The organism is Halobacillus sp. AWH4_228, from assembly GCF_056158365.1.
This window is the reverse complement of record NZ_JBSWTE010000001.1, coordinates 3,330,409-3,356,953: the sequence shown is the minus strand read 5'-3', so window position 1 is coordinate 3,356,953 and position 26,545 is coordinate 3,330,409. Positions and strand designations below refer to the sequence as shown.

The 26,545-nt window shown below is 47.8% G+C and carries 25 protein-coding genes; 18 read left to right on the top strand and 7 right to left on the bottom strand.

Going from position 1 to position 26,545, the window contains the following annotated elements:
• Positions 1–139: 139 nt before the first annotated feature.
• On the bottom strand, positions 140–1,660 hold the full coding sequence (locus ACXADP_RS17455; protein WP_474967453.1) for a BCCT family transporter: 1,521 nt from the start codon (positions 1,658–1,660) through the stop codon (positions 140–142).
• Between the two features lie 175 nt (positions 1,661–1,835).
• Positions 1,836–3,173 (bottom strand): sugar porter family MFS transporter, encoded by a 1,338-nt coding sequence (locus tag ACXADP_RS17450; protein ID WP_474967454.1) that lies wholly within the window; start codon positions 3,171–3,173, stop codon positions 1,836–1,838.
• 285 nt (positions 3,174–3,458) lie between these two features.
• On the opposite strand from ACXADP_RS17450, the gene ACXADP_RS17445 reads away from it, so the two are divergent.
• From ACXADP_RS17445 to ACXADP_RS17375, 15 genes are all read left to right on the top strand, one after another.
• Entirely contained in the window at positions 3,459–4,445 is a 987-nt protein-coding gene (locus tag ACXADP_RS17445; RefSeq protein WP_474967455.1) for a DUF3231 family protein, read from the top strand.
• Positions 4,446–4,518: 73 nt separating this feature from the next.
• Entirely contained in the window at positions 4,519–4,983 is a 465-nt protein-coding gene (locus ACXADP_RS17440; protein WP_027955785.1) for a divergent PAP2 family protein, read from the top strand.
• A gap of 30 nt (positions 4,984–5,013) precedes the next feature.
• Positions 5,014–5,136 carry a hypothetical protein gene (locus ACXADP_RS17435; protein ID WP_474967456.1) on the top strand — a complete coding sequence of 41 codons (123 nt, stop codon included), beginning with the start codon at positions 5,014–5,016 and terminating at the stop codon, positions 5,134–5,136.
• Positions 5,137–5,221: 85 nt separating this feature from the next.
• Positions 5,222–6,409, top strand: a complete 1,188-nt coding sequence (locus ACXADP_RS17430; protein WP_474972018.1) for a cation:proton antiporter — start codon at positions 5,222–5,224, stop codon at positions 6,407–6,409.
• Between the two features lie 192 nt (positions 6,410–6,601).
• On the top strand, positions 6,602–7,438 hold the full coding sequence (locus tag ACXADP_RS17425; RefSeq protein WP_474967458.1) for an amino acid ABC transporter substrate-binding protein: 837 nt from the start codon (positions 6,602–6,604) through the stop codon (positions 7,436–7,438).
• Positions 7,425–8,126: an amino acid ABC transporter permease gene (locus tag ACXADP_RS17420; RefSeq protein WP_027955788.1), complete on the top strand. Its 702-nt coding sequence runs from the start codon at positions 7,425–7,427 to the stop codon at positions 8,124–8,126. The genes ACXADP_RS17425 and ACXADP_RS17420 overlap by 14 nt, the downstream gene beginning before the upstream one ends.
• A gap of 12 nt (positions 8,127–8,138) precedes the next feature.
• Entirely contained in the window at positions 8,139–8,876 is a 738-nt protein-coding gene (locus ACXADP_RS17415; RefSeq protein WP_474972017.1) for an amino acid ABC transporter ATP-binding protein, read from the top strand.
• Positions 8,877–9,124: 248 nt separating this feature from the next.
• Positions 9,125–10,573: a protein adenylyltransferase SelO gene (locus ACXADP_RS17410; protein WP_474972016.1), complete on the top strand. Its 1,449-nt coding sequence runs from the start codon at positions 9,125–9,127 to the stop codon at positions 10,571–10,573.
• A gap of 101 nt (positions 10,574–10,674) precedes the next feature.
• On the top strand, positions 10,675–11,517 hold the full coding sequence (locus ACXADP_RS17405) for a cupin domain-containing protein (RefSeq protein ID WP_474972015.1): 843 nt from the start codon (positions 10,675–10,677) through the stop codon (positions 11,515–11,517).
• Between the two features lie 70 nt (positions 11,518–11,587).
• Entirely contained in the window at positions 11,588–11,767 is a 180-nt protein-coding gene (locus ACXADP_RS17400; RefSeq protein ID WP_474967461.1) for a hypothetical protein, read from the top strand.
• A gap of 186 nt (positions 11,768–11,953) precedes the next feature.
• On the top strand, positions 11,954–13,474 hold the full coding sequence (locus tag ACXADP_RS17395) for an alkaline phosphatase (protein ID WP_474972329.1): 1,521 nt from the start codon (positions 11,954–11,956) through the stop codon (positions 13,472–13,474).
• Between the two features lie 27 nt (positions 13,475–13,501).
• Positions 13,502–14,107, top strand: coding sequence for a sortase (locus ACXADP_RS17390; RefSeq protein ID WP_474967462.1), 606 nt, complete (start codon positions 13,502–13,504; stop codon positions 14,105–14,107).
• 219 nt (positions 14,108–14,326) lie between these two features.
• Complete coding sequence (locus ACXADP_RS17385; protein WP_474972014.1) at positions 14,327–17,422, top strand: N-acetyltransferase family protein; 3,096 nt, start codon at positions 14,327–14,329, stop codon at positions 17,420–17,422.
• Positions 17,419–18,288, top strand: a complete 870-nt coding sequence (locus ACXADP_RS17380) for an amidohydrolase family protein (RefSeq protein ID WP_474972013.1) — start codon at positions 17,419–17,421, stop codon at positions 18,286–18,288. Before ACXADP_RS17385 ends, ACXADP_RS17380 begins: the two co-directional genes overlap by 4 nt.
• A gap of 137 nt (positions 18,289–18,425) precedes the next feature.
• Entirely contained in the window at positions 18,426–18,833 is a 408-nt protein-coding gene (locus ACXADP_RS17375) for a nuclear transport factor 2 family protein (protein ID WP_474972012.1), read from the top strand.
• Positions 18,834–18,937: 104 nt separating this feature from the next.
• Here ACXADP_RS17375 and ACXADP_RS17370 read toward each other — a convergent pair whose 3' ends face one another.
• From ACXADP_RS17370 to ACXADP_RS17360, 3 genes are read right to left on the bottom strand one after another with little or no spacing between them, the layout of a single operon-like run.
• Positions 18,938–20,473: a polyamine aminopropyltransferase gene (locus ACXADP_RS17370; protein ID WP_474967465.1), complete on the bottom strand. Its 1,536-nt coding sequence runs from the start codon at positions 20,471–20,473 to the stop codon at positions 18,938–18,940.
• A gap of 18 nt (positions 20,474–20,491) precedes the next feature.
• Positions 20,492–20,914, bottom strand: coding sequence for a DUF350 domain-containing protein (locus ACXADP_RS17365; RefSeq protein ID WP_474967466.1), 423 nt, complete (start codon positions 20,912–20,914; stop codon positions 20,492–20,494).
• Positions 20,915–20,937: 23 nt separating this feature from the next.
• Entirely contained in the window at positions 20,938–21,483 is a 546-nt protein-coding gene (locus tag ACXADP_RS17360) for a DUF4247 domain-containing protein (protein ID WP_474967467.1), read from the bottom strand.
• A 240-nt stretch (positions 21,484–21,723) separates the two neighbouring features.
• Here ACXADP_RS17360 and ACXADP_RS17355 point away from each other — a divergent pair, with 240 nt between their 5' ends.
• Positions 21,724–22,152, top strand: a complete 429-nt coding sequence (locus tag ACXADP_RS17355; RefSeq protein WP_474967468.1) for a MarR family winged helix-turn-helix transcriptional regulator — start codon at positions 21,724–21,726, stop codon at positions 22,150–22,152.
• 61 nt (positions 22,153–22,213) lie between these two features.
• Positions 22,214–23,065, top strand: coding sequence for a pirin family protein (locus ACXADP_RS17350; protein WP_474972011.1), 852 nt, complete (start codon positions 22,214–22,216; stop codon positions 23,063–23,065).
• A gap of 33 nt (positions 23,066–23,098) precedes the next feature.
• On the opposite strand, the gene ACXADP_RS17345 is transcribed toward ACXADP_RS17350, so the two are convergent.
• Together ACXADP_RS17345 and ACXADP_RS17340 are read right to left on the bottom strand one after the other, a co-directional pair.
• Positions 23,099–24,253, bottom strand: coding sequence for a M14 family metallopeptidase (locus ACXADP_RS17345; RefSeq protein ID WP_474972010.1), 1,155 nt, complete (start codon positions 24,251–24,253; stop codon positions 23,099–23,101).
• A gap of 26 nt (positions 24,254–24,279) precedes the next feature.
• A complete protein-coding gene (locus ACXADP_RS17340) occupies positions 24,280–25,149 on the bottom strand; it encodes a dimethylarginine dimethylaminohydrolase family protein (RefSeq protein WP_474972009.1) in 870 nt (289 codons plus the stop codon).
• 119 nt (positions 25,150–25,268) lie between these two features.
• On the opposite strand from ACXADP_RS17340, the gene ACXADP_RS17335 reads away from it, so the two are divergent.
• Positions 25,269–26,477 (top strand): GNAT family N-acetyltransferase, encoded by a 1,209-nt coding sequence (locus ACXADP_RS17335; protein ID WP_474972008.1) that lies wholly within the window; start codon positions 25,269–25,271, stop codon positions 26,475–26,477.
• Positions 26,478–26,545: the final 68 nt, after the last annotated feature.

Genomic DNA, 26,545 nt, shown 5'->3' with positions numbered 1-26,545 from the left:
GCCTCATCTGCATTTGCAGGAGAGGCGGGTTTTTATTATAGAAGAGACAGTAGGTTTGGACTGGATATAGAAAAGAGAGGCATGAGATTGGTAAACGTCGATACAAATAAAGAAGCTGCCTAATGGCAGCTTCTTTTCGTTAAGCAGACTTTTGATCTTGTTCTTCTTCGGAGTCCGATCCAGCCGCTTCATTAAACTCTTCTCTGAACGACTTGAGCAGACTGACGATCATCAACAGCAGTATAATGGTTAACGGGAACCCGCTGATGATCGCTGCGGCCTGTAGACCATCAAGTCCTCCAGCCCCCATTAAGATCATGGCGATCGCTGTCAGGATAATACCCCAGCTCAATTTCATAAAGAATGGAGGGTTCAAGCTTCCGCGGGACGTCTGCATTGCAAGGACGAATGTGGCGGAGTCCCCGGATGTGATGAAGAACGTCATAATCAGGATAACGGCTACAAAGGAAAGCAGACCGCTGAATGGAAGCTGGTCAAAGACATAGAACAAGGAAGATTCCATGGACTGACCGGCTACGTTGACGCCTTCCACAAAGTCGAAGTAGATGCCGGCTCCACCGAACACGCCGAACCAAAGGGTACAGACAAGAGCAGGGGCAATAACAACCGCCACAATAAATTCACGTACAGTACGTCCTTTGGATACACGGGCAATGAAGGAACTCACAAATGGCGTCCAGGAAATCCACCAGGCCCAGTAGAAAATCGTCCAGTCTTTTACCCACTGGTTGTTTTCTGCATCAAACGGGCTGAAGCGCATCCCCATCTGAACGAAGTTCTGCATGTAGTTTCCAAGGGTTGTGGAATACGTTTCCAATACAAATCCTGTAGGTCCGAGCAGCAGGAAAGCTGCAAATAATACGACAGTCAGAATCAAGTTGATGTTACTGATGTATTTGATGCCTTTAGAAAGGCCGGAAGCTGCTGAGTAGATAAACAGCACGGCTGTTATTCCCATAATGATAAGCTGGACGCCGTAGTTGTTCGGCACGCCCCATAGATACGCAAGGCCGCTGTTGATCTGCTGGGCACCTACGCCAAGTGAGATGGCGACACCAAAGATGGTAGCGAAAACAGCGATGATATCGACGATATAACCGGCGACACCGTTCATGCGGTTACCGAAGAGTGGCGTAAGGGTAGCACTCATCAGACCCGGCTTATCTTTTTTAAATTTAAAGTAGGCAAGCACGAGGGATACAATCGCATAAATGACCCAGGCGTGCAGGCCGTAATGCAGATAGCTGATTTCAAGACCGAGTTTAGCTGATTCGATCGTCTGTGCATCTCCCACGGGCGGGTTGGCATAGTGGGTGACCGGTTCTGTCAATCCGTAGAACAGCAGGGTAATTCCCATACCTGCACTGAACAGCATCGCAAACCAGGTCGGAGTAGTATACTCGGGTTTATCATCTTTTTTACCAAGTTTGATTTTCCCGTATTTACTGAAGGCAATGATGAAGGCAATAATGAGCATGAAGGTGACGGCGAATTGATAGAACCAGCCAAAACGGTCAAGGATTCCATTCCGAATCGTCATCATCGTATTTAATAGGTGATCAGGGAAAATCGCTCCCCAGCTTACAAACACAATTCCTATTGCTAAAGCAATCCAATACATGGGTGAAAGTTTATTCACGTTATTCCTCCTGAAATGTTTATCTCGTTCGTATAGTTCGTTCAGAAAAAACTTTATAAAAAGTGCATAAACAGAATTATATACGACGCCCAACATAAAATCCAGAAGTTCTAAAAAAGAAGAAATATTCGTAATATTAAAACTCCCTGCCTCAAGGCAGGGAGTTTTAGAAGATTCAGCTGGTGCTTCCCCGTAGATCATTTTCGATTTCTTCAAGGCTTCGTCCTTTCGTTTCCGGTACATACGTATAAACGAATAGGAACGCGAGTATACCGATGACTGCGAATAGAACGAATACCCACGCGGTTCCGATAGCGCCGAGTAGAATCGGGAAGAAGAGGGAGACGACCAGGTTGGCGGCGGACAGCAGCAGTGTCGTAAAGCCTGTGGCAGCCCCTCTCGCTTTAGTCGGAAACAACTCCGGCAGCATGACCCAGACGACAGGTCCCCATGTAGCGGAGAAGAAGATGATGAACAAGCCAAGAAAAACGACTGTCAGCCAGGCAACAGCTGTGGTAAGTTCGGCTGTAAATAAGATGGCAGCCAGAACGGCAAGACTTGTGACCATCCCGGCGTTCCCGATCAGCAGCAGCTTTTTCCTTCCGAGTTTATCGATCGTTGCAATAGCCACGAGTGTCATCAGTACGTTCAGTACTCCAATCCCAACGGTTCCAAGAATGGAAGCAGAATCGGCCAGTCCTGCTTCTGTAAAGATGGTAGGAGCATAATAGATGACCGCATTTATCCCGATCAGCTGCTGGAATATAGCAATTCCACTTCCGACAAGAAGCATGGGACGGACCCATTTAGCTTTCAGGACATCCCAGGTGCCTTCTTTTTCCGCTTCGATTTTCTTCATCTGTTCCATTTCTTTCTCAATTTCTTTCTCGTCTCTTGTCAATCCCATCACTTTGCGCGCTTCTTTCTCCCGATTTTGTTTAAGGAGCCATTTCGGACTTTCCGGCATAAACATGACGCCTACAGCAAGAACGACGGCAGGAACCGCAGCAAGACCGAGCATCCAGCGCCAGCCTTCAACAGGTGCGAAGGCATAGTTCACAAGATAGGCAAGGACAATCCCGATGGTAATCATTAACTGGTTCAATGACCCCAGCGCACCACGAGAATCCGTCGGCGCCATTTCCGATAGATAAACCGGTACAATGGCCGTTGACCCGCCGACTGCCAGTCCCAGGATGACCCGTCCTGTGACGAGCATGGGAACGTTCGGTGCAAATGCAAGGACAAAAGACCCGGCTATGTAGATCAAAGCGATCGTAAACACCACTTTTCTTCGTCCGAACCGGTCGGAAACGTAGCCGCTCAAACCTGCACCAACAATAGCCCCGACGAGGAGAGAACTGACGACAAGCCCTTCCAGGAAGTCTGTCAGTGGGATATCATCACTGATGAATAAGAGGGCTCCGGAAATGACACCGGTATCATACCCATATAATAATCCGCCAAGGGCACCGAAAAAGAAAATCCACCCTTTGCTTATTGAACGATTCATAACATGACCACCTTTTTTTAATCTGCTAAATGGGTTCTACCACGAAATCCTTTGTTAAAAACAACAACGCCTTCCTGATTTTTCATGATACCGATTTCATATTCCTCTGGTATGGGGATTTTGGATCAGTGAAAAATATTGATGCTTTTCTTCTGACAACAGTGGATAGAGGTGGGTTTCGTCTTTTCAGCAGGTTGCAGGATGAAAAACGGGATTTAGCTCAGACTAAAACAAAAGCACGTGGATACAGAAGTTTTTAGTGCAATCCAAATTGGAGGAGTCAGTATGGCGGACAATTCTCAACTTTCTTCTGCCGAAATCGGGACGTTATGGATGACCTACCAGCAAAAGACCATGATTCTCAGGATGCTGGACTATTTTATAGAAAAAGCGGATGACCGGGAAGCGGAAAAGATTATGGTCCATCTGCAGAAGGACATTGAACCCTATGCGGAGAAGATAGAAAAAATATTTGAAAAGCATGGCCTTGAAGTGCCGGTTGGATTTACGAAGGACGATGTGACAAAAGAGGTTCCAAAACTCTACGATAATGGTTTTGATATCATGTTCGTCCGGCTTGTGAAAGAAATCAGTATGGGGATGCATACGCTGAACCTGACGATGTCTTATCAGAAGGATATTATTGAAATGTATCGTGAACTAACCTACCTTACACAAAGATATTATGAAAAGTGCACCCAGTATCTGCTTAAAAAAGGACTTCTTCCACATGCTCCTTATGTCTCCATCCAAAAGCCGGTGGAGCATGTACACGATAAGGACTACCTGAAATTGTTCAAGCCGATCCAAGGGAGACGAGCGTTGAATACAGTGGAAATGACCCATATCCATCACGCAATTGAGTCCAATATCATCGGTATGCAGATGATTTACGGTTTTTCACAGGTGGCCAAAGAACCTGAAACGAGAAAATATTTCCATGAAGGCGGAAATCTGGCTAAAGGGATTGTAAAGCAGCTGACCACAATCATGTTTGAAAATGACACGCCTGCTCCGATGACCTCGGGCGGCAATGTCACCCAGTCTCATCTCTCTCCATTTTCAGATAAAATGATGCTGTATTGTGTCAGTCTGTTCTGCAGCTTCTCATTAGGAGGGAATTCGCTGGGAACAGCTTTCAGTCTCCGGAATGACCTGCCGGCGAAACTTTCCTTATTTATGAAGGATATTTTTGAATATGCCCATAAAGGGGCAAAATTGATGATTAAACACGGATGGATGGAAGAGCCTCCCCAGACAGAAAAACATTAATCATCTTCCTGATTGAATAAAGAGACTTTTTAACGGGAAGGTACATGGTAGTCTGAATGGGAGGGTGTAAACCATGAACAAAATGAACCGAGGAATAGTTACAGCACTGTCAGCAATCGGAATCGCACAGGCATTGAAAATTGTCACCCATAAACGAGTGCATGGGGTGTGGGACGTGAAACAGGTGGCGACCACCGGCGGAATGCCAAGCTCCCATTCTGCAGGTGTAGCCGCGCTTGCCTCCTATATTGCAGCGAATAAAGGGTCTCGTCATACAGAAACCGCCCTGGCTGTTATTTTTGGTGTCATCGTGATGTATGATGCACAGGGCATCCGCAGACATACGGGAGAAATCGCCCAGCTGGTCAACGACCTTGAAGATAACGTCGCTCAAATATCCGGTGATTTTCCCAGCCTTGAATTTGTAGAGCGTGAAAAAGAATTGAAAGAACTGCTTGGACATCAGCCTGTTGAAGTCCTGGGAGGAGCCCTTTTAGGTATTGCGCTCGGTTATGCTTCCGCACGCGTGGAAGGATAAGCGTCACCCTCATGTAAGGAGGTGGAGCTTATGGGAAAAACAGCAGGTCGGCGTTCAAGGACGAACGTGGATGAAGTGAAGCGCTTGAATGCGTTGTCCGGCTTTTCGTACAACCAGGTCAAAGCACAGCTGGCAAAAAAACAGAAGTCATAAATAATGGGAAGACCCGGCATATAGCCGGGTTTTTCATGTTTAGGAACATCGGAAAATGGAGAGATGAAAAAAAGGGGGGGATCCTATGTCCATCAATCAAACGATTCTGCTGTTATTGATCGGTTATCTTATCTTCACCCTGGACAAAAAGCAGGAAAACCTTCCTGTTCCCATGATCCTGGTGTTTATTGGGGTCGGTTTGTCGTTTCTTCCCTACTTTTCAACCATTGAGGTAACAGAGCATCTGATTTATCATGTATTTCTTCCCGCTCTGTTATTTGTATCTGCGTACCGCTTCCCTCCGGAGGGATTCAAAAGAAACAGCCCGTTGATTATCTTTCTGGCTTCCATCGGCATCATAGGAACTGTGGGTATTCTGGGGGCTGCGATTTATGCGGTGACCGGTCCATTCCTTTCCCTGTCCCTGACAGGGGCGATGTTGATGGCGGCTGTTCTGACTCCGACAGACCCGGTTTCTGTCGTGTCGATCTTGAAGAACTCGACGAGTGATGACAAGATGGCGGATGTTGTGGAAGGAGAGTCCCTTTTAAATGACGGAACCAGCATTGTCATTTTTTCTGTTCTGATGGGGATGTATACAGGGAAGTCCGATGTCTCCCTGCTGTCCTTTTTTGGTGAGTTCCTACTCGTATCCTTCGGGGGGATCGCTCTCGGAGTGGCCTTTGGCTGGTTGATCAGTAAAGGGGTCCATTACACGCACAACCGTGAATACCAGGTTATGCTGAGCATCGTCCTGGCCTACGGGATTTTTAACCTGGCTGAATATCTCGAAGTTTCCGGTGTGCTTGCTGTCGTATCCGCTGGTCTGATGTTGTCCTTTGAATACGGAAGAACGATTAAGGAAGAGCACTTTAAAGAAACCCTTGATGGTTTCTGGGGAGTTGTAGAAACGTCGGCCCTTTCTTTATTGTTCCTGTTGATTGGGATTGAAGCCGCAGGGTATCTCGTTTCGACGCTTTGGGGACTGGCCGCTGTCGTTTTTCTTCTGTCCATAGTCGTTCGGTTCATCGTCATTGCCGGTTCTACGCAGCTGTTCCCCAACTGGCGGAGGAAAATCAGCTGGCGCGAGTCTGCGCTTTTGACATGGGCTGGTTTAAAGGGAACGATGTCCATTTTTCTCATTTTATCATTTGAAGCCGAAGTGGGCGGAGGAGGTGCCTTTACAGCGCTTGCCTTCGCTGTTGTGATCATCTCGCTTATCCTTCAGAGCGCAGGTGTTGCACCGATTTCAAAAAAACTATTGAAAGCATAAACAGAGCGGGGTCCCATGAGGATCCCGCTCTGTTTATGATTTAGGAACAAGACTGTATGCTGGTTAATTTACGGCATTTGGAAAAGGATAAAAGAAAGAGTTCAATCGATTGACATCGACATATCATCTGAATTATGATACCTAAGTCATTAAAACTTATAAATTTACTTGGTATTACGGAGGGAAAATAAAATGAAAAAATTAACATGGTTATTATCGATCGGTTTTCTTGCCCTTGTTCTGGCTGCCTGCGGAACAAGTGGGGAGGAAAGCCAAAATACATCGGAAGGGGGAGAATCCTCTGAAACAGAAGGGAACGGAGAGGAAAACCTTCTGAAAGAAATCCAGGATAATGGGGAACTCGTCATTGGAACAGAAGGAACCTATCGTCCGTATACGTTCCATGATGATAATGATGAATTGACCGGTTTTGATGTAGAAATCGCCAGGGAAGTCGCAGACCGTCTCGGAGTAGAAGCGGTATTCAATGAGACGAAATGGGATTCCATGTTTGCTGGCCTGAATGCGGGACGTTTTGATATGGTAGCCAACCAAGTCGGAATCAGGGAAGATCGTCAGGAGAAGTATGATTTCTCCAATCCTTACATCCAGACATCAGCGGTCGTGGTGACCAACGAAGCCAATGACTCCATTCAATCCTTTGAAGATTTGGAAGGCGTCAATACAGCTCAGTCTCTGACGAGTAACTACCGTGATATCGCAGAAGCCAACAACGCAGAAATTACAGGGGTGGAAGGCTTTAACGAATCCATGCAGATGATTGCGAGCAACCGCATTGAAGCAACAGTCAATGACCGTCTGTCTGTTCTGGACTATATGCAGCAGCGCCCGGAGGCTCCGGTGAAAATTGCCGCTCGTGCGGATGAAGCTTCTGAAAGCGGTCTGTTGTTCAGAAAAGGAAATGAGGAACTTGTGGAAGCTGTCAATGAAGCCTTAAAAGAAATGAAGGAAGACGGCACATACCTCGAAATTTCCGAGAAGTGGTTTGGTGAAGATGTATCTAAGTAATCTATTCACCAACCCTGACATGCAGGAAAAATACCTGGACATTTTTACAAGCTCTTTTCTCCCTTTGGTGAAAGGGGCTTTATATTATACAATTCCTTTGACGCTGATCACATTCGCTATTGGGATCGTGCTCGCTGTCATCACAGCATTGATGCGTTTGTCGAACGTGAAGTTTTTCCGGGGCGTGGCCCGCGCTTATGTTTCCATCATTCGCGGCACCCCGCTTCTCGTGCAGTTATTCATAATCTTTTTCGGTCTACCATCTCTTGGCGTGACCATCAGTCCTTTTTATTCAGCGATTATCGGTTTCTCCCTGAACATGGGGGCGTATAACTCTGAAATTATTAGAGCAGCTATTCTATCCATCCCGAAAGGACAGTGGGAAGCCTCCGAGTCTATCGGGATGACAACCGCACAGGCGTTGAAGCGTGTCATTCTGCCTCAGGCGACAAGGGTGTCCATCCCACCGCTTTCCAACTCGTTTATCAGTCTGATCAAGGATACGTCGCTCGCTTCAACCATTACGTACACGGAAATGTTCCGGAAATCTCAGGAAATTGCTGCTCAAAATTACGAATTTCTACTCGTTTATTCCGAAGCAGCCCTCATCTACTGGATGATCTGTGTGGCTCTTTCGTTTGTTCAGGACCGGGTTGAAAATCGAATGGAAAGATATGTCGCAAAGTAGGAGGCTGATACAATGATAAAAGTAAATCAACTGAATAAATATTTCGGTGACCTTCATGTGCTGAAAGACATTGATATGAACGTGAACCGCGGGGAAGTGATCGTTGTTATCGGACCTTCAGGGTCAGGGAAGACGACGCTGCTTCGTTCATTGAACATATTGGAGACCCCGGAATCCGGTGAAATCACCATTGGGGAACGCTCCCTTGATTTCAGCCGTCCCCAGAAGAAAAAGCAGCTGGTGGAATTCAGGAAGCAGACCGGAATGGTGTTCCAAAACCATAATCTTTTCCCTCATTTAACCGCTGTCCAGAATGTGATGGAAGGCCCTGTAACGGTTCAGAAGACGCCTAAAACAGAAGCGAAGAAAAAAGCGGCTGATATTTTGAACAAGGTGGGATTGGGGGACAAACTGGATGTGTATCCCCACCAGCTTTCCGGAGGGCAGCAGCAGCGTGTCGGCATCGCCCGCGCTCTGGCGACAGGTGTAGAGGTCATCTTGTTTGATGAGCCGACATCTGCTCTTGACCCTGAACTTGTGGCGGACGTTCTTGACGTCATGAAGGAACTGGCGGAAGAAGGGATGACGATGGTCGTCGTCACCCACGAAATGAAGTTCGCCGAAGAAGTAGCGGACCGCGTTATTTTCATGGATCAAGGAACCATTGTGGAAGAGGGGACCCCGGATGAGGTGTTCCATTCTACCAAGGAACCCAGGACCCAGCAGTTTCTTCAGCGGATCGGGCAATAAACAGGAACCCGGCTTCTTCAGAAGAGACGCGGACTGTCGAGAAGATTCTCGGCAGTCTTTTTTTTTGATGCTGTAAAATGGATGTGCAGCATGCTCTGATCAATCCTCATTTGGCCAAGTCAAAGGATAGGTCCGTTCCCCTGCCACAGCACCAGAGGAGTGTGACCGTCCACATGCAGGATCTTAAGCATCGAGGGGAAAATTATGTTAGGGTTAACGATAACACTACTATGAATGAAGGAGATTCCATGACACAGACAGGATGGAACTTAAAGCACAGCTATCAACTGCTTCCGGAACATTTTTATGCCAAAGTGGAACCGACACCAGTCAAAAATCCGGCCTGCGTCGTTTTTAACGATGATCTGGTCGCAGAACTCGGCCTCCCGGATGATTCCAAACAACACCCGGAACTATGGAGTGGAAATGAGCTTCCAGACGGAGCTGACCCGATTGCCCAGGCCTATGCCGGTCACCAATTCGGTCAATTTACGATGCTTGGGGACGGCCGGGCCGTCCTTCTTGGTGAACAGGTCACGAATAAGGGAAGACGATTGGATATCCAATTGAAGGGAGCCGGACGCACCCCGTTTTCAAGACGTGGCGATGGTCGTGCAGGACTCGCCCCGATGCTGCGGGAATACATGATCAGTGAATCCATGTATGGACTCGGTATTCCGACGAATCGGACTCTGGCTGTTACGACAACCGGAGAACATATCCAAAGGGAAATTGAAATTCCAGGAGCGGTTTTAACCCGCGTCTCCAGCAGCCACCTACGCGTGGGCACGTTCCAATATGCCGCCGGCCTTGGTGATGTGGACGCCCTTCGACTGTTGGCCGATTACGCCATCCAGCGCCACTATCCTGAAGTGGCAGGAGAAGAAAACAGGTATGCCGCTTTTTATGAGAAGGTCGTGGAAAAACAGGCGGCGCTGATTGCCCAATGGCAGCTGACAGGCTTCATCCACGGGGTGATGAATACCGATAACATGGCGATCAGCGGGGAGACATTTGATTACGGACCTTGTGCCTTTATGGACGTGTATCACCCGGAAACAGTATTCAGTTCCATCGATACTCAGGGACGGTATGCCTATCAAAACCAGCCGCCTATCGCTCAGTGGAACCTTGCCCGTCTGGCTGAAGCCTTGATACCGATTCTTGATGACGAAGAAGAAGCCGCTGTCGAAACGGCTCAGGAAATCCTCAGCCGCTATGGCTCCTATTTCCAAACACACTGGGTCAACGGGATGAGGGATAAGCTCGGATTCTTAAGTGAGGAAAGCCAGGATCGAGCCTTGATGGATGATCTTCTGGATATCATGAAAAAGCAGGAATCGGACTATACGAACACCTTCAGAGCGTTGACGCTTGATCGACCGGAAGAGCTGCCGATGTATCATTCCGTCGCTTTTTCAAGCTGGTATGATCAATGGAAAAAACGTCTCGAACGACAGGAGCAGCCGCTGCACCTCGCTTTTGAAACAATGAAGAAGGCCAATCCTGCCATCATTCCCAGGAACCATAGAGTAGAAGAGGCGTTGGAAGCAGTCATTCAAGAGGATGACTATTCGGTGATGCATCAGCTGATGGAACAACTGAAAAACCCTTACGCCTATTCCGATGCGCAGGAGGAGTACGCCCAGCCTCCAGAGCCGTCGGATCAGCCGTACCGCACGTATTGCGGCACATAAAGAAAACCGGTCTCTTCTTTGAGACCGGTTTTTTAATGGATGTACGTTCCTGCCCCTCTCTGCATAAGATAAGGCGAGATTGTAAGGAAGGGAAGATCCATGTGTATCCATACCCACCTATGAACAGGCAGGAGACGGCTGGAGATATTCTGCAGAACAGCATCGCTTCCAAAGCGGCCGCCGCCCATTTTTATCAGCGCCTTTTTTCGTATGCTCCTGCTGCTGACCAATCCGTCATCAGGCAGGCTTTTGAAAAAGAATCAGCTGTCTTGAATGAGCAGACCGTCCTTTATAGACAGATGACAGGAAGGCAGCCTTCTCTCAAGGCCGTACCGCCAGCTTTCAATACGTATCAGGATGGACTGCAGAAAGCATATGAAATGAAGCTCAATCACTATAATTATGATCAGCAGGCGTTCAGGGCACTGCAGGGCACCCCATGTGAACCGTGTCTTCAGCGTGCCTGTCAAAGTAATGCCGACGAAGCAGGCCGGTGGTACAGATTGTTGACCCGTCAGGAAGAAACAGGAACGACTGTGGACTTCGGCGGCCAGCCTTATGTGCTGGATATCGAAAAAGCGACCGTTCAAAACGATACGTTCCGCACAGCCATCTGGACGGGAGACGATCTTCAGGTCACTTTAATGAGCATCGGTGTCGGAGATGATATCGGCCTTGAGATTCATCCGGATGTTGATCAGTTTCTCCGTCTGGAGCAGGGACGTGGGAAAGTACAAATCGGACCTGAAAAAGACCAGCTTACATTTGAACGGGAAGTTTCGGATGACTATGCAATTATGATTCCAGCAGGAATGTGGCATAACGTAACAAATACCGGGGACGTTCCTATGAAGCTGTATTCCATCTACGCTCCTCCAGAGCATCCATTCGGCACGGTCCATAAGACAAAAGCGGATGCGTTGGCTGCGGAGGCTGAAGAATAAAGGTTTGTCGCGAGAAAGCTTGAGGTTCGATTCCCCTTTTGTAATAATTGAAATAAACAGGGGGGATAACATGAAGCTCTCGTATTTTTTACTGCTGATTATTTTCATGATGCAGGGGATGGCCCTTGTGAATGTCACCCTTTTTGAAAACAACTGGAACGGTGTGATGCTCTGGATCAATACATGTCTTTTTATCATTGCAACCGCTTTAACGGTGAAACCAGCAGATTCCAGTCATGAAGACCATTAAAAGGTACGTTTCCCCTTATGGGAACGTACTTTTTTTATGCGGAAGTAGGGGGATGGATTCCGGGTACACTATATAAGGATTTACATAATTATTACGTGGAATTAACTCATTCTTACCATTACTTATTCTGTCATTAACATAAGGCTACTAGTATGAACCATGTAATCACATGAACGGAGGGAAATTATTTTGAACAAACAGCTTGCAAAGAAAGTGTTGTCTGTGACCGCCTTGTCCTGCCTGTTTTTTGGAACGGCTGATTCCCCATCATACATAAGTGCTGAAGATCACAACGAAGAAGTGAAGAACGTCATATTCATGGTTGGTGACGGGATGGGGCCTGCCTATACGACCGGGTACCGTTACTTTAAAGATGATCCGGACACCAAGGACATGGAGCCGACGGCTTTTGATCCCTATCTTGTTGGGATGCAGTCGGTCTATTCCCATGATCCTTATCACGATGGCGGCGAAGAGGATGAAAAGGAGAATATTCCGGATTCCGCAGCGACGGCTACCTCCATGTCTTCCGGGGTGAAAACGTACAACGGAGCCATTGCCAAAGATCTGGAGAAGGATGATACGAAGACAGTGCTGGAGGCGGCCAAGGAAAAGGGGATGTCCACAGGTCTTGTTGCTACCTCCCAAATCAATCATGCCACACCTGCTGCTTACGGAACACACGATGAGTCCCGCCATAATTATAATGACATTGCTGATGATTACTTCGACGATCAGATTGACGGAGCTCATAAGGTTGATGTCCTTCTCGGTGGTGGAACGGATTATTTTATTCGTGACGACCGTGACCTGACTAAGGAATTTCAGGAAGACGGCTATGATTATGTGACGACGGCCGAGGAGATGGCGGATTCTGAAGCAGAGCAAGTGCTTGGCCTTTTTGCTCCTGTCGGATTGGATAAGGCTATCGACCGTCCGGAAGAGCAGCCTTCTCTCGCTGATATGACAGAAACCGCTCTTGATAAGTTGAAAAACAATGAAGAAGGCTTCTTCCTTATGGTGGAAGGAAGCCAGATTGACTGGGCCGGACATGACAATGATGTCGTAGCTGCCATGAGTGAAATGGAAGATTTCGAAGGAGCTTTCGAGAAAGTGATGGCTTTTGCTGAAGAGGATGAAGAAACACTGGTTGTTACAACTGCGGACCATTCTACAGGAGGGTTTTCCCTTGGAGAAGGTGGTCCTTATAAGTGGGATCCCGATGTCATCCATGCCGCTTCCCATACGCCTGATTATATGGCCGGACAGATTGTGGAAGAGGGGGCTGACGTAGAGGAAACCTTGACGGAGTCTATCGATTTCGAATTAACAGAAGAAGAGATCATGTCCGTTCAGGATGCTGTAAATAACGGAGACGATGAGGAAAAAATGGTAGATGTGGATAATGCGATTGAGGACATCTTCAACAAGCGGTCCGGTACAGGATGGACAACAGACGGACATACAGGTGTGGATGTTCCGGTATATGCCTATGGTCCGGCCTCGGATCGCTTCTCTGGATTTATTGACAATACGGACAATGCTAAAATCATTTTTGAACTGCTGAATGGTGCGGAAGAGGAAGAAGAAGGTGCACCTCTGGCTGATACAGCCACCTCCTATCCGTTGGGGCTGCTGGCCGGCGCAGCTGTCGCCGGGGCCGCAGGTGTCATTCTTTTCTTTAGAAGGAAACAGCTGAAAGTGTAACAAACTGCGGGATAAAGGAGAGGTCCGATGATTCAAAAGCTGAGCGTTGCCTTATTGCTGCTGGGATTGGTGCTGGTATTTTGGAATGGCTTCCAATGGTGGTCGGAAAGTCGTGTCGCTGTTTATGATGCAGAGATGCAGGATGTTTCATATTCTCCGGAGAGCGGACCATCTCCATCCGAAGATTTCGTCGCTGCAGAAACCGTCGGAAGCTATCAAGAAGGCGGGGAAATCGGAGAGCTTACGATTCCTAAACTCGGAAGGCGTTATCCTGTGTTTTTCGGGACAGGGGACAGCACATTGAAAGAAGGCGTCGGCCTGTATGATACGTCGTATACGACTCTTCCGTCTGAAAAGGGACATACTGCGCTTGCTGGCCACAGAGAAACGGTCTTCCGCGGCCTCGACGGTCTTGTTCCTGGGGACTTCCTTTACCTTACAGAAGGAGGCTATGAATACGAGTACCAGATTAACCGGATCTGGGTGACGGATGAACAAGATACGTCTGTCATCGTGAAAAAAGACTCTCCCACATTAACTTTGACGACGTGCTATCCTTTTGACTTCATCGGCTCAGCTCCTGAACGTTTTATCGTGCAGGCTGAGTTTGTAAAAAGACACGAACTGCCTTAAGCTTAGCGCTGCCTCTTTCCATTGGGAAGAGGCTTTTCTTTTTGTTAACCTTTCTGAATATTCTTTACTCCGTGCGTGGAAAACCATACACTAAAAGAGATCGTGATTTCTTACATAACAGAAAGGCTGATGCGTATGAGGAACATTCTCACTCCCTTTGACAAGGAAGGTAAATCGTCTCTATTGTCTTGAATCAATCATGAACTGGAGGAGTCGGTATTGAAGACTTTAGGTGATCTAACCATTGTTGAATATCATGATGGGTTGGCGGAAAGTACAGCTGAGATGTGGAACGAAAGCCGTGGAGAATGGGGAGGAGACCTGGTCGTCACAACGGCGGAGGATGTAAAGGAAAAGGAAAACGCCTCTACGAACCTGAATCTGTTCCTCGCGCTCGACGGCGGTAAAGTCGTCGGTTACTGTGGCCTGTCGGAGTACAGGGAAGATCAGGAAGCTTTATATATCCCGCTGTTGAACGTTCATCCGGATTATCATGGAAGAAAGATCGGGCGCAAGCTATTGAGGAAAGCGATCGATCAAACGGTTGCCTATGGATGGCCGCGTCTGGACTTGTTTACATGGCCGGGCAACACTAAGGCGGTCCCTCTCTATAAAAAATGCGGATTTTTCTGGGAGGAGCGGGATGATACGACTCACTTGATGAACTTCATTCCACAGGTGCTGCAAATGGAGGTCCTCCGTCCATTCTTTCAGGATCATGACTGGTACAGCACCAGCCAGCGCCCGATTGAAGTAAAGCCGGATGGACAACAGGCTGGAAAGCATACCGTTTATGAATATAAATGGCAGGCACCGGACGGCCGTTTTGTCAGGGTCCAGTTTGAACGGACAGGCCGAGGCATTCATTTGATTGAAACAGATGATTTCTCCATACAGATGGATCTTCCTGACTTTAAACTACGGGAAAATGAAACCTACGCTACCTGCATTCATGTCGTCAACAAACAGGCAGCCCCAGCCACGTTCCATTTGGAAGGGGTGTCATCAGAACTCGTGGACCATCGCCTCCCGATGATCACTACGGTGGAGAAGGAAGTAACGGTGAACGGGGATGTCGAGGTGACGGTTCCGGAACAGAAGCCGAGTCCTTGGAAAACCCACCCTGTAGTTGAAACAACCGTCCACATAAACGGCTGGTCCGTTCCATTGAAAATGGGCGTGTATCCAATCAAGGCAGGAGACGTCACGGTACGAACTGTCCAGCCCAGCTGGAGACCGGGACAGGAGGGTTCGTTGTATCTGGATATGGAAAGTCACCTGGAGAAGCCTTCAGTATGGACGGTTCGTCTTCCGGATCAAGACGTGCTGGAGTGGCACACACCCAGCATACAGGTGGATATAGACGGCGGTGCCCGTGTTTCCGTCCCTGTTCCCATCACACTTCGGAAAAACGGATTTTTGAAGGAAGAGATTTCAGTTGCCGTCGAAGAAGAGGGCAGGTCTTCCTTTGAATTCACCGCCAGCCTTTCCTACGCTTTTCCGGGCCATGGAGCTAAATTCGGAGGAGAAACAGAAACGAAGTGGTTTGGTTTTAACGGTCCGTACTATGCAGAAATGGAGAAACGGAACCAGTTTATCGAAGTCGGATCGATTCGGTCCGACGAAGATCCTGTGAAGCTGATGACTCCTCACCTGGGAAGACCCTTCAGTCAGGAATTTTCAAAAAAAGAAGCGTCCACGGTGGAATTCATCGAACTCCCGGAAGCTTTTGTTTTGAAAACGACACTTGAATCCGAAGCGTTTACAGGCCTTCTGCTCAACACGTATATCAAAATTTTTGGCGATGGTGTGGTGGAGGTCCATCACGAAATCATCAACCAGGGACCGGCGAAGGAAAGCGTTCACCTGCAGATTCCGGTTTACCCGATGTACAAGCAGCTGGTCATTCCGTATAGAGACGGAGTCATTGTGAATAGGGAAGCATCGATTCCTTTTACCGAATACCTGCGAGATGAAGAGATCTCGGAACCATGGCTGTTTTCAAAAAATTCCTGTGGAGACACGAAAGCCCTCGCTTGGCCGGAGGAAGCCAGAGGAAGAGGAGACGACTGGCGTTTTGCCATCGTGTATGAATCAGGTGAACTGGAGGAACAGGAAAAACGCATCCTGGGCCCGATAAAAGTCGGCTTCAATGCTACAGCCGGCTGGAAAGACTGGCGTTCCCTTGTCAGAGGTGAAGACGGGAAACACTTGAAGGAATACCCGCTGTTCGCGCTGGAAGCAGCCGGGCAGCGTTTTATATCCCGCGCAGGAGAACGGGTCCCCTACACCTTCCGCTCCCTGCTGACTCCGTATCTTCACGGCTCATTAACGATTCGTCAGGATGGGGAAACGTATCGGGAGGAAACCACAGTTGAACAAAAGCGTACGAAAATGGAAATCATGATGGAGCATTCGTCCCCAGGGATTCATTCGATCCATGGCCGCTTCCGCTCCAAAGGACAAGCAGCTGCTCTCCACACCTGCCAGCTTGTAACAGGGGAAAAGTCAGTAGAAGTCACCAGCCGCAGCGGTGTGTGGACCGTGGAAAATGATGGATTATCCTTCCATGCTTCCGCCTCCTATTTTCCCGGCATATACTCGTTGGTGTATGAGGGTCAGGAAATGCTTCACCATCAATACCCGGAGGCGGGACCGAAAAGCTGGTGGAATCCATGGGGCGGTGGGCTGCGTTTTGCGCTCCCGGAAGTGAGTGCTTATTCCATGATGAAAGAAGATACCCTCATATCACGGACAGACCGGACGGATTCACTCGGCCATACGTGGAGCGGCCTGTTATTATCTACAACCCTGCAGGAACATGAAAGGATGAGAGGACTGACCCTCCGTCAGTATGTCCTTACCCTTCCAGGTGTGCCTGTCCTGGTGGTCTTCGCTGAGATTGTCCCGCCTGTGCATCGCACGTTTTATGAAGAGAGGGTGAATCTTGAGACTTTCCTCAAGCCCGGAAAGGAACTGGACGGCTGTTATTTGAAATTCCCGGGAAGCGGGGTTTTCCATACGTATTACGCCGGTGTAGAAGAATATGAATTGGAAAATACATCAGCTGTGTGGATAGGTTCTGATGAACACGAGAAGAAGATGACGTTTCTTCATCCACAAGCGAGTAAAGAAGCGGGCAGCTACGTGAATCAGGATGTGATGTACCTGGAGTCTGTACAGAACTGGAGTGCCGCAGATGGAAGGGGTTTCCAGACTTCTCCTGCTTTTCTGTACGGCGGGGGTGAAGAAAATACTCAGGCCCATCACTTGTTTTATGGACTGGCGTTTCCAGAAAAGGATTCTCCCTCGTGAAAATCATTGATGCGCATATTCATTTTTCCAATATTGGAAGCTTTAAAGAAACAGCTGAAAAGCTCTCACACGTTCATTATTGTGCAGGTGGATTGGAAAAGGAGATGAAAGACAACCGCATTGAAGCCTGTATCGGAATGGGAGTGACAGAAACGGAGCACGAGGAATTCCCTGCCCGTCATGCATCGACACCGATGCTCCTGGATTTAGAAGAACCCCCGTGTCAAGTGGCGGTCTGCCCCGGAGTTAATCCTTGGAAACTCGATGGATCAGGGCTTGATGCCCTTGAAAAAGAACTGCAGAAACCTGAATCGGTGGGGGTGAAAATCTATTTAGGCTACTACCCCTTTTATGCCTGTGATGCGGTTTATCAACCGGTGTATGATCTGGCTGCAGCTTACCGAGTTCCTGTTGTCCTGCATACCGGCGATACGTATTCCGAGCGTGGATTGTTGAAATATTCCCATCCGCTTACCCTTGATGAAGCGGCAGTCATGAGAAGAGATGTCCAGTTTATGATGGCTCATCTTGGGGATCCATGGGTGTTGACGGGAGCAGAAGTGGTCTATAAAAATCCGAATATGTACGCAGATCTTTCCGGGTGGATCGTCGGAGCCGGAGGGGAAGTGGAAGAAAAAAGACGGGGCAGGCATTTTGATCACATCCGTCATGCGCTCACTTATTGTGAACACTATGAAAAGCTTTTGTTTGGGTCTGATTGGCCGCTTGTGCCGATCGGGGATTATGCGGCATGCATTGGGGATTTGATCCCCTCCCGTCATATGGAAGATGTCTTTTACCGTAATGCGCTGCGGTTATTTCCGAAGCTTCGGGCTTTCATTGAAAATGGAACAAGCGGACGGTGAATCCACCGTCCGTTTTTTTCGGATGGAATTAGGATTTCTATGCTACTATTATAGTAGAAAATTATCGGTGATTGGCACAGGAGAAGAAAAATACGGGCTGTCGTCGTGGGTGTGACGATTATAAAAGGAGGATGACTATGACACATACGGTCGATGTCACGGGTATGGAAGACTGTGGAAATGCGCCGAAAAAGCAATGGCTGAAAGCTTTTAACGAGGCTTTCGCAACAGGAGATGCCGCCTATATTCTGGATCAAGTGACTGATGATGTGATATGGAGGATCATTGGGGAAACTTATGTCATCCAAGGGAAAGCGGCGTTTGCTGAGGAACTGAAATCAATGACGGAATACAAAGTCAGCGGGCTTCATTTTGATCAGATTATCACGCATGGAAGAACCGGATCTGCGAACGGAACGATCCTCATGCAGAGCGGCCGGCAGTATGGATTCTGCGATGTTTATCTGTTTACAAGTGCAGGAAAAAAGGCTCAGCTGAAGGAGATTACCTCCTATCTCATCCCACTCCCGTCGATCTCCAGCTGATTCTGAAATACGGATTCGTCATCATTTGGTGGAACGACTGCTCCGCGTTTATGACTGTATGTATTAAAAAAGAAGCACACCGCTGTGTGCTTCTTTTTTGGAATTTAATAATCCTGCCAGGCTTTTTGATACAACTGAATGAGGACGGGGCGGTTCAACGTATTAACGGGGATATCAAAGGTCTCTCCGTTCTCTTCCTCAATCAAAGCATCTGTATCATTGCCGAACGCGAACAAAGCACGTGCGGTCTCCTCATTTAAGAAGGACAGGTTGTCTGAGACCTCCAGGTTGTCGAGATTGATTTCTTCCCGTGAGGCCAGTGTGAACCCCCAGTTTCCGAAACTTGGTACATCCAGATGGTAACTATCCGTATACAATCCAGTTTCCTTCATCGTTTCGTGGATCGTCCAGAATACTTTAGGTGCAAAAACAGGGCTCGTGGACTGCATGCTGATTTTACCGCCGGGGGCAAGATGGTTACGGACGAGCGAATAAAATTGAGTGGTATACAATTTATTCAATCCCTCATTGTTCGGGTCGGGAAGGTCTCCGATGATGACATCATAGAACTCTTCATTTTCCTGCAGATACTGAAAAGCATCAGCGTGAACGACCTTAACACGGTCATCTTTGAGGGCACCTTCGTTTAGGCGGAGCAGCTCATGATGGGTGTTGGCCAGATCCGTCATTTCCGGATCGAGGTCTACGAGTGTGATGTCTTCCACCTGTTCATGTTTCAACACTTCCCGAACAGCGAGACCATCGCCGCCTCCAAGAATAAGGACGTTCCTTTTCTGTTCGGCAAGGGCCATAGGAATATGGACAAGGGCTTCATGGTAGCGGTACTCATCACTTTCTGAGAACTGCAGCTGTCCATTCAAATAAAGACGTACATCGTTCGGCTCCTTGGTCAGGATGATCCGCTGATATTGGGTATCCTCAGCATAAATCACCGGATCGGCATACACCCTCTGCTCAAAGGCTGCGGCATATTTTTCACCAAAAAGAAAGCCCCAACCGAGCAGAAGCAGAATAAGTACACCACTCAGCTTATGAAGAGCCGGACGGTGTATTTCTTTACGAAAATAGAACGTAAGGAACAAGGCAATAACCGCGTTGATCGCGGCGACTAAGAAGGCCGTTTTGATCAGTCCCAGTGCGGGCCTCAGGAGAAGAGCGAACCCGATGGATCCGATCAAGCTTCCTGCATAGTCAAAAAATAAAACACGGGCCGTGCTTTTGCTGATATCCGCCCGTATGTCCTGCACCCGCCTGATTAAAATCGGCAGTTCTAATCCGGTCAGGAAACCCGTCAGGGAAATCACGATATACAAATAAACCTGGGCGGTTCCCTGATCGAAGAAGGAAGAGAAAAAGAACAGACCAAAAACAGAAAAACCGCCGATGATGGCAATCAAAAACTCGGCCTGCACGAACCGGGTCACAAGCCGGTTTTTCAAACGTTCACTAACAGCCGCCCCAATCCCCATCGCCATTAAAAAAAGGCCGATGGTAATGCAGTAGTAAAGGACACTGTCCCCGAACAAGTAGCTTCCAGCCGCCCCGTAGAGAACTTGAAAGACGATTCCGCAGATGGAGACAATTCCTGATGATAAATATAAGTATCTCTGGGCGTTCATAAAGTACCTCCCGCAGGTTTACGTAATGCTGCCTGCCACGGCAAAGCCGATGAAAATGCTCACGGCAGCCGCAACGATTGCAACCGCTACGTTGTTTTTACGGATTTCGTCTTCTGCTTTGAAAGGGGTGACCAGTTCAAAGAGGTAATAACCGGCAATCATTAATACAAATCCGATCAAAATCCAGATAGCTGCGCCCCAGATGCTCAAGTTGTGGGCAATGGACGCTTGTGTGATGATGCCGAGGCCGATCAATTTACCGGCAAACTGTGTACCGACAGCTACATTTCCGTTCAGCAGCTCCTGACGGTCATCGTAGGGGGTGAATTTTTCAAAAACGGCCATGCAGATCCCGGCAATAAGGAGCATGAGCACCCAGTACACAAGGGTGAGCATCAGTTCTGTGGCATCAAGGATCTCTGAAAATTCAAAGGCAAACATAAATCAAACACTCCTGTCTTTCATTATTTTCCTGTTCCTGGTCCTCCACCGCGAATACCACCCGGTGAATCCGAGGAATATTTCAAGGTCGGAAGCTTTCCACTGTTCTTCACATAACCGCCGCCGAGGATGTACCCGGTATATAGGAATCCTCCACCCCTGGATTCAAAATCCATATCAAATTCCTCTTCAGCCTCACGGGCAATGCCGTAATCAGAAAAGAAGGCAGTGGAGTAGTTGTTTCGTACAAATTCTTCTCCAGACATTTCGACGAGAGAATCATTGGCGTCTTTCGGGTCTTCAAAAACCTGCACAAGCAGATCATCATAAATCATAAGGTGACGGTCGTTTTTCGAGGCTTCGTACATCGGTTCGTTTGTATCCATGATCTGATTGGCGACCGTAGTTACCGTTTGATTGGAAGCCCGGTATATTTCAGATTTGTTTTCCCTGTCGTCATAGACGATGTCCTCCATGGGATACGTGTTGTCAACCGCTCCCTGCACGGAGGAACAACCTCCCATGATGATCAAAACAAGGAAAAAACTGTAGCTGATCCATCTCTTCATTGGTTCACCTCCTGACAGCTGTAGTAAAATTCGGTTGAAAAAGCCGTGGGTGTTTCAAAGCCGTTTAAGCAGGCGGACCCAGGGACATTTTCCCATATCATCCTCTTTCATTATACTTGTGTACGAACGAGGACTCAATAACGTTTCATTTATGATAATTCAGGTCTTTTGACTTCGAGAGGTATCAGACCTTATACTGAACGGAGGAACTGCAGCTTAGACAGAGAAAGAAGAGATGCCATGAACTTACGTGTCGAGGATTACATCAGCATCAAGCTCCACCAGACAGACTTGAAGCTGACAAGTGAAATCAAATCACGCCTTCAGCCCTACAACCTTGCACCTGAACAAAATCTAGTCATGATGCTCTTGTGGGAAAAAGACGGACTGACTCAAAACCAGCTGTCTGAAAAACTTGGAAAAGATAAGACGAATATTGCCAGAATGGTAGGGAATCTTGAAGGGAAAGGCTTTATTGAACGGAAATTCTGCCCGAGCGACCGTCGTTCCCTGGAGGTATATCTGACCGAGGATGGGCGGAAATTGAAAGAAGAAGTCGTCCCTGTTTCTGAAGCGTTCAACGCGGATGTGACAGAGGGACTGAGTGAGCAGGATTTGGTACATCTGGACCAAGTGCTGACAAAAATCCTGAACAATATAAAAGGGTAAGGGTCCCTTTTTTTTGCCAATATAGTATGCGTAGCAACTAAATGGAAGAAAGGATGGTTGGATGATATTCCAAAGAGAACTCAAGGAGAAGTGGAGAGTCGAATACACGGAGATGGGGTTTCCGGCTGTACAGAAAGGCTGGGTGCTTCCTGTCGAACGATGGCGTGATTTTGATCCATTCATCCTGATGGCGGAAGACTGGTTCAAAAAGGGCACCTTTCCCGATCATCCCCATAGAGGCTTTCAAACGGTGACTTATGTTGTGGATGGCAGGCTCGAGCATATAGATAACGCAGGAGGCCGTGAAATTCTTGAACCTGGTGACGTTCAGTATATGAATGCCGGGTGGTCGGCCCGTCACGCAGAAGATGGGGTGGAAGATGATATTGCCCATACGCTCCAGCTGTGGTTGAATCTTCCGAAGGATCAGAAGCAATCCGATACGTTGTATCAGAACGTCTATCAGGAGGATGCCCCTGTCGTTCCTTTTGACGGAGGCAGTGTAAAAGTGTTCTCTGGAAATACCGCAGGAGTGACCGGCCCTCTCGATTCCATCGTTCCTATTACGTTGACGGAATGGACGATGGGAGAAGGGGCTTCTTATACGATGTCCCTGCCTGAAAACCATAATGCTTTTGTTTACGTGCTGGCAGGAGAAGCCGAAACCGGGCCCGGAAAACAGGTGATGAGAAAACACGAAGCCGGCCTGCTTACTTTCCGTGAAAATGGAGAAGAGGATAGTACTCTGACGATCCGTTCCAAAAAACGGCGCACTAAAGTGCTTGTTTATTCTGGAAAACCGATCCGCGAGGAAATTGTCCCGTATGGTCCTTTCGTGATGAATTCCATGGAGGAGATCGAGCAGGCTTTTGAAGATTTCCGAAAGGGTAAGTTCGGACCTCCAGCTGTATAAAGGACGCAGAAAAGCCTGAGAGGCAGCTGGCTCTCAGGCTTTAGTTATCGAAGTTACTGCTGACAGATCGTTTACCATACTTTCGCGTTTCATGACGGATATAATCACTTTTTCTGCTTCTGTGAGTACCGCCTCACGCCATTCCTGCTCTACAGGGTAGAACATGTTCCGAAGTTCCTGCAGGATCCATCGCCGGTCTTCTTCGTGTTCGGCACCTTCCCAGTACAGTTCATTTTCCAGAATAATCGTTGTGAACTCTCTAAGCTCCGCCTCGCGGCTTGTCCCGAATGTACCGAACTCGAACAGCGCCGATAAAAGACTGCGTTCAGGAAACTCATTTTGCTGCAGTTCATAAAAGTGATTGGTTGAATCACCTTTGACTTTTGAGGGACTGAATTTTTCGATGTTCTCCATATGATAATCTTCTTTCAGTGTATCTACATCTCTTTCTTCAAGTTCTGAAATCACCATCGTCACTTCATTGGTCGGCCCGAGCGCTGTGTGCCAGTCCATATGGATCACCCGGCTGTAGTCATTCAGCATTTTCCTCTGCCACGTTTTCATAATGGAAGCAGACAATTCTTCTTCTTTTCCTCCATAATAAACGCCCTTTTCAAATTCATACTGTCCCATGCCCTTGGCGGACTTCACGGCTTTGTATCCCTGTTCTGCCATTCCTTTGGTCAAATATTCATAGAGAGCTGTCTTTTCTCTTGGAATTTCCTTTAAGCTGCCATTCGGCTGGAACAGACGGCTTGCATCACGATAGTTTGTGTTCAAATCCTCAGGCACATGTTCAGTCTTATAAATATAATTCCGGTTTAAGTCCACATTATTTTCTGTGACCCTGCGGAAATGCTTCATCCCCCAAGGGTTAATGCTGTGGACGAGGCATAATCCTGTATGATCCGCATCCATGCCGGATAGGTGCTTTTCGACAAACATTTTTATAACGGCCGCTCCCGCGTATCCTTCGATTCCGTGTTCACCTGTCGTCATGAACATGACCTGATCATTGTTTACAGTGGCATCGGCATAAATGAAGTCGATGGTTAAATCTTCTTCATTTCCGATGTATTCGGTATGAAGGGAAGCCTGTGGCCACTGTTTTTTTACCTGAGGAAGCAGCTTCCGAAAACGATCGCGCGATTCTTGATATGTTTTACTGAAATATTGTTGCGTATCCATGAAACCAACCACCTTTCTTTATATAATCATTGAACAGATGCATCTCTTGGATCTTCCCGATACAAAGGGAGGGTGCAGCAGCGGAAAGCCCCGCCGGATTTAATAATTTCTGAAAAATCAATGGGGAGCACTTCGAACCCTTTCTCTTCCAAGATCTCATTCAACCGGGTGTGAAGGGAGAGGCTGATCACTTTGTTTCTGCCAATCGAAAGCACATTGGGACCCATATGGAACGTTTCGTCCTTTGTGACAGGGATGACCTCGAACCGATCCCGGATCATCTGCCAACCCTCATCTGTAAACGCTTCTGGATAAGCGATGGCTGTGTGAGCATCCAGGATATTCAATACACAGTCCAGATGAAGGATTCCATCCGCAAGTGAAAGAACGTTCACATCTCTATCCGGTTCCTGCTGTTTGAGTTCTTGAACAGCTTCCATCGAAGTACGCCCGCTGTGACCCATCCAGATTGTGTTTCCATCGACGAGGACGTCGCCGCCTTCTATCGGATGGTGAAAAGTACGGATGTCATTCGTGTCACGGCTGTTCATCCAGGCCGTTAATTCACTCGTTTCACCTTTACGGACATCTTCTTTCATAGAACTGGTGTAGAAATGAGAACCGATGACGAAGCCGATATCTCTTGTGAAAACTTGTTCATGCAGGCTGGATTTAGAGGGGAGCTGGTGGACGGTAATCCCCTCCGCTTTTAGAAGGTGGACAAAATCCCTGTGCTGCTGTAACGCTGCATTCGTCTGTATTTCCTCATAATGTTTCTGTGTTTCATTGATTTTAGTTTCAATTCTCATATGACGGGGCTCCGAGACGAGTACGTCCAGCAGTTGACCGTATTCAGTGGAACAGTTGAATGCTGTTCTAGCAGCCGTATCTTTCACGGGACAAACCTCCATTCTTTCGTTGATTTATGTTTCCCCATCTCTGAACAGCCGAAACAATAGATTTCCAAATCGTAATGAGAGAAAATGGTAGAGTGGAATAATAAAGGAGGCATTTCATGGAGTTTAAACAATTAAAGGACTTTGAAGCATTTACAGACCTCTCCCGCCGGTGTTATCCCGGAATGAACCTTTTGACAGCGGAGGACCAGGAGCGCTATACCACTCACCGCAGGAAGATTTCCGGGTACGAAGATGTCCATCCAGTAGGATTGTACGACGGCTCCTCCCTTATTGGAGGTTATTTTGCTTACGATCATAGGATTCAAGTGTATGACCGTAAAGTAGAAGGCGCAGGGATAGGCACGGTAGCCGTAGATCTTCCTTACAAAAAACAGGGACACGCCAAGCGGATCATTACGAAGTTTTTACTGGATGCCAGAAAAGATGGACGTATAGTGACGCACCTTTATCCTTTTCAGCCGTCCTTCTATCAAAAAATGGGCTTTGGGATCGGCCCGGCGTTGTCTGTCTATCAGTTTCATCCTGCTCAACTCCCGGGTTTTCAACCGAGCCTGGACGTTCAGATGCTCACCGCTGATCACGTAGAGGAGGTTCATACCTGCTACCAGACCTGGGCCGGCCGGACCCATGGCGCCACGGATATCCCTCCTTATGGTTTTGCTTTTTTAGAGAAGCCGGAGCAACATACGATCGGGGTTCGGAATAATGGAAGACTGGAAGGGTATATGACGTTCGAATTCAAGGCAGGAGGGCACTTCCTTGAAAACGACCTGCACATCAAAAACTTTTTCTATACGACGAAGGAAGCTTATCAATCTCTTTTAACCCAGCTGCATAATCAGAAAGACCAGGTCCAATCGGTCAGATTTCCGACGTTTGATGAAGATTTCAGTTTCACATTACATAATCCTGTCCACGAAGAGAATCATTTAATTCATTCTATATACCATAAAACCGCTGAGCAGGGACGCGGACTGATGTACCGCATTATAAATATCCCGGCTTTCCTGGATGCTGTTACCCATCAGTCCTTCGGCAGAGATACAATCCGGGTGGGATGGACAGTGAAAGACAGTCTGCTTGGGGAAACCTATGAAGCTGTCTGGCAGTTTGCGGCAGGGAGACCATCCCCGGCCAAAGAGGAGGCGGAGGTTCATATAGAACTTGATATCGGCTCGTTTTCCTCCTTAATGATGGGGTGTGTGTCATTAAACGCACTTGAAAAATCAGGCAGAGCCACTGTATCCAAGCCGGTCGATCTTTTCAACCAACCCGAAAAACCGCAATGCTGGACATTCTTCTAATTCTGACGGCAAGGGGAATGTTGAACGGTGAGCCTTCTGCATACATATAGTACATTAAGGAAAATGAT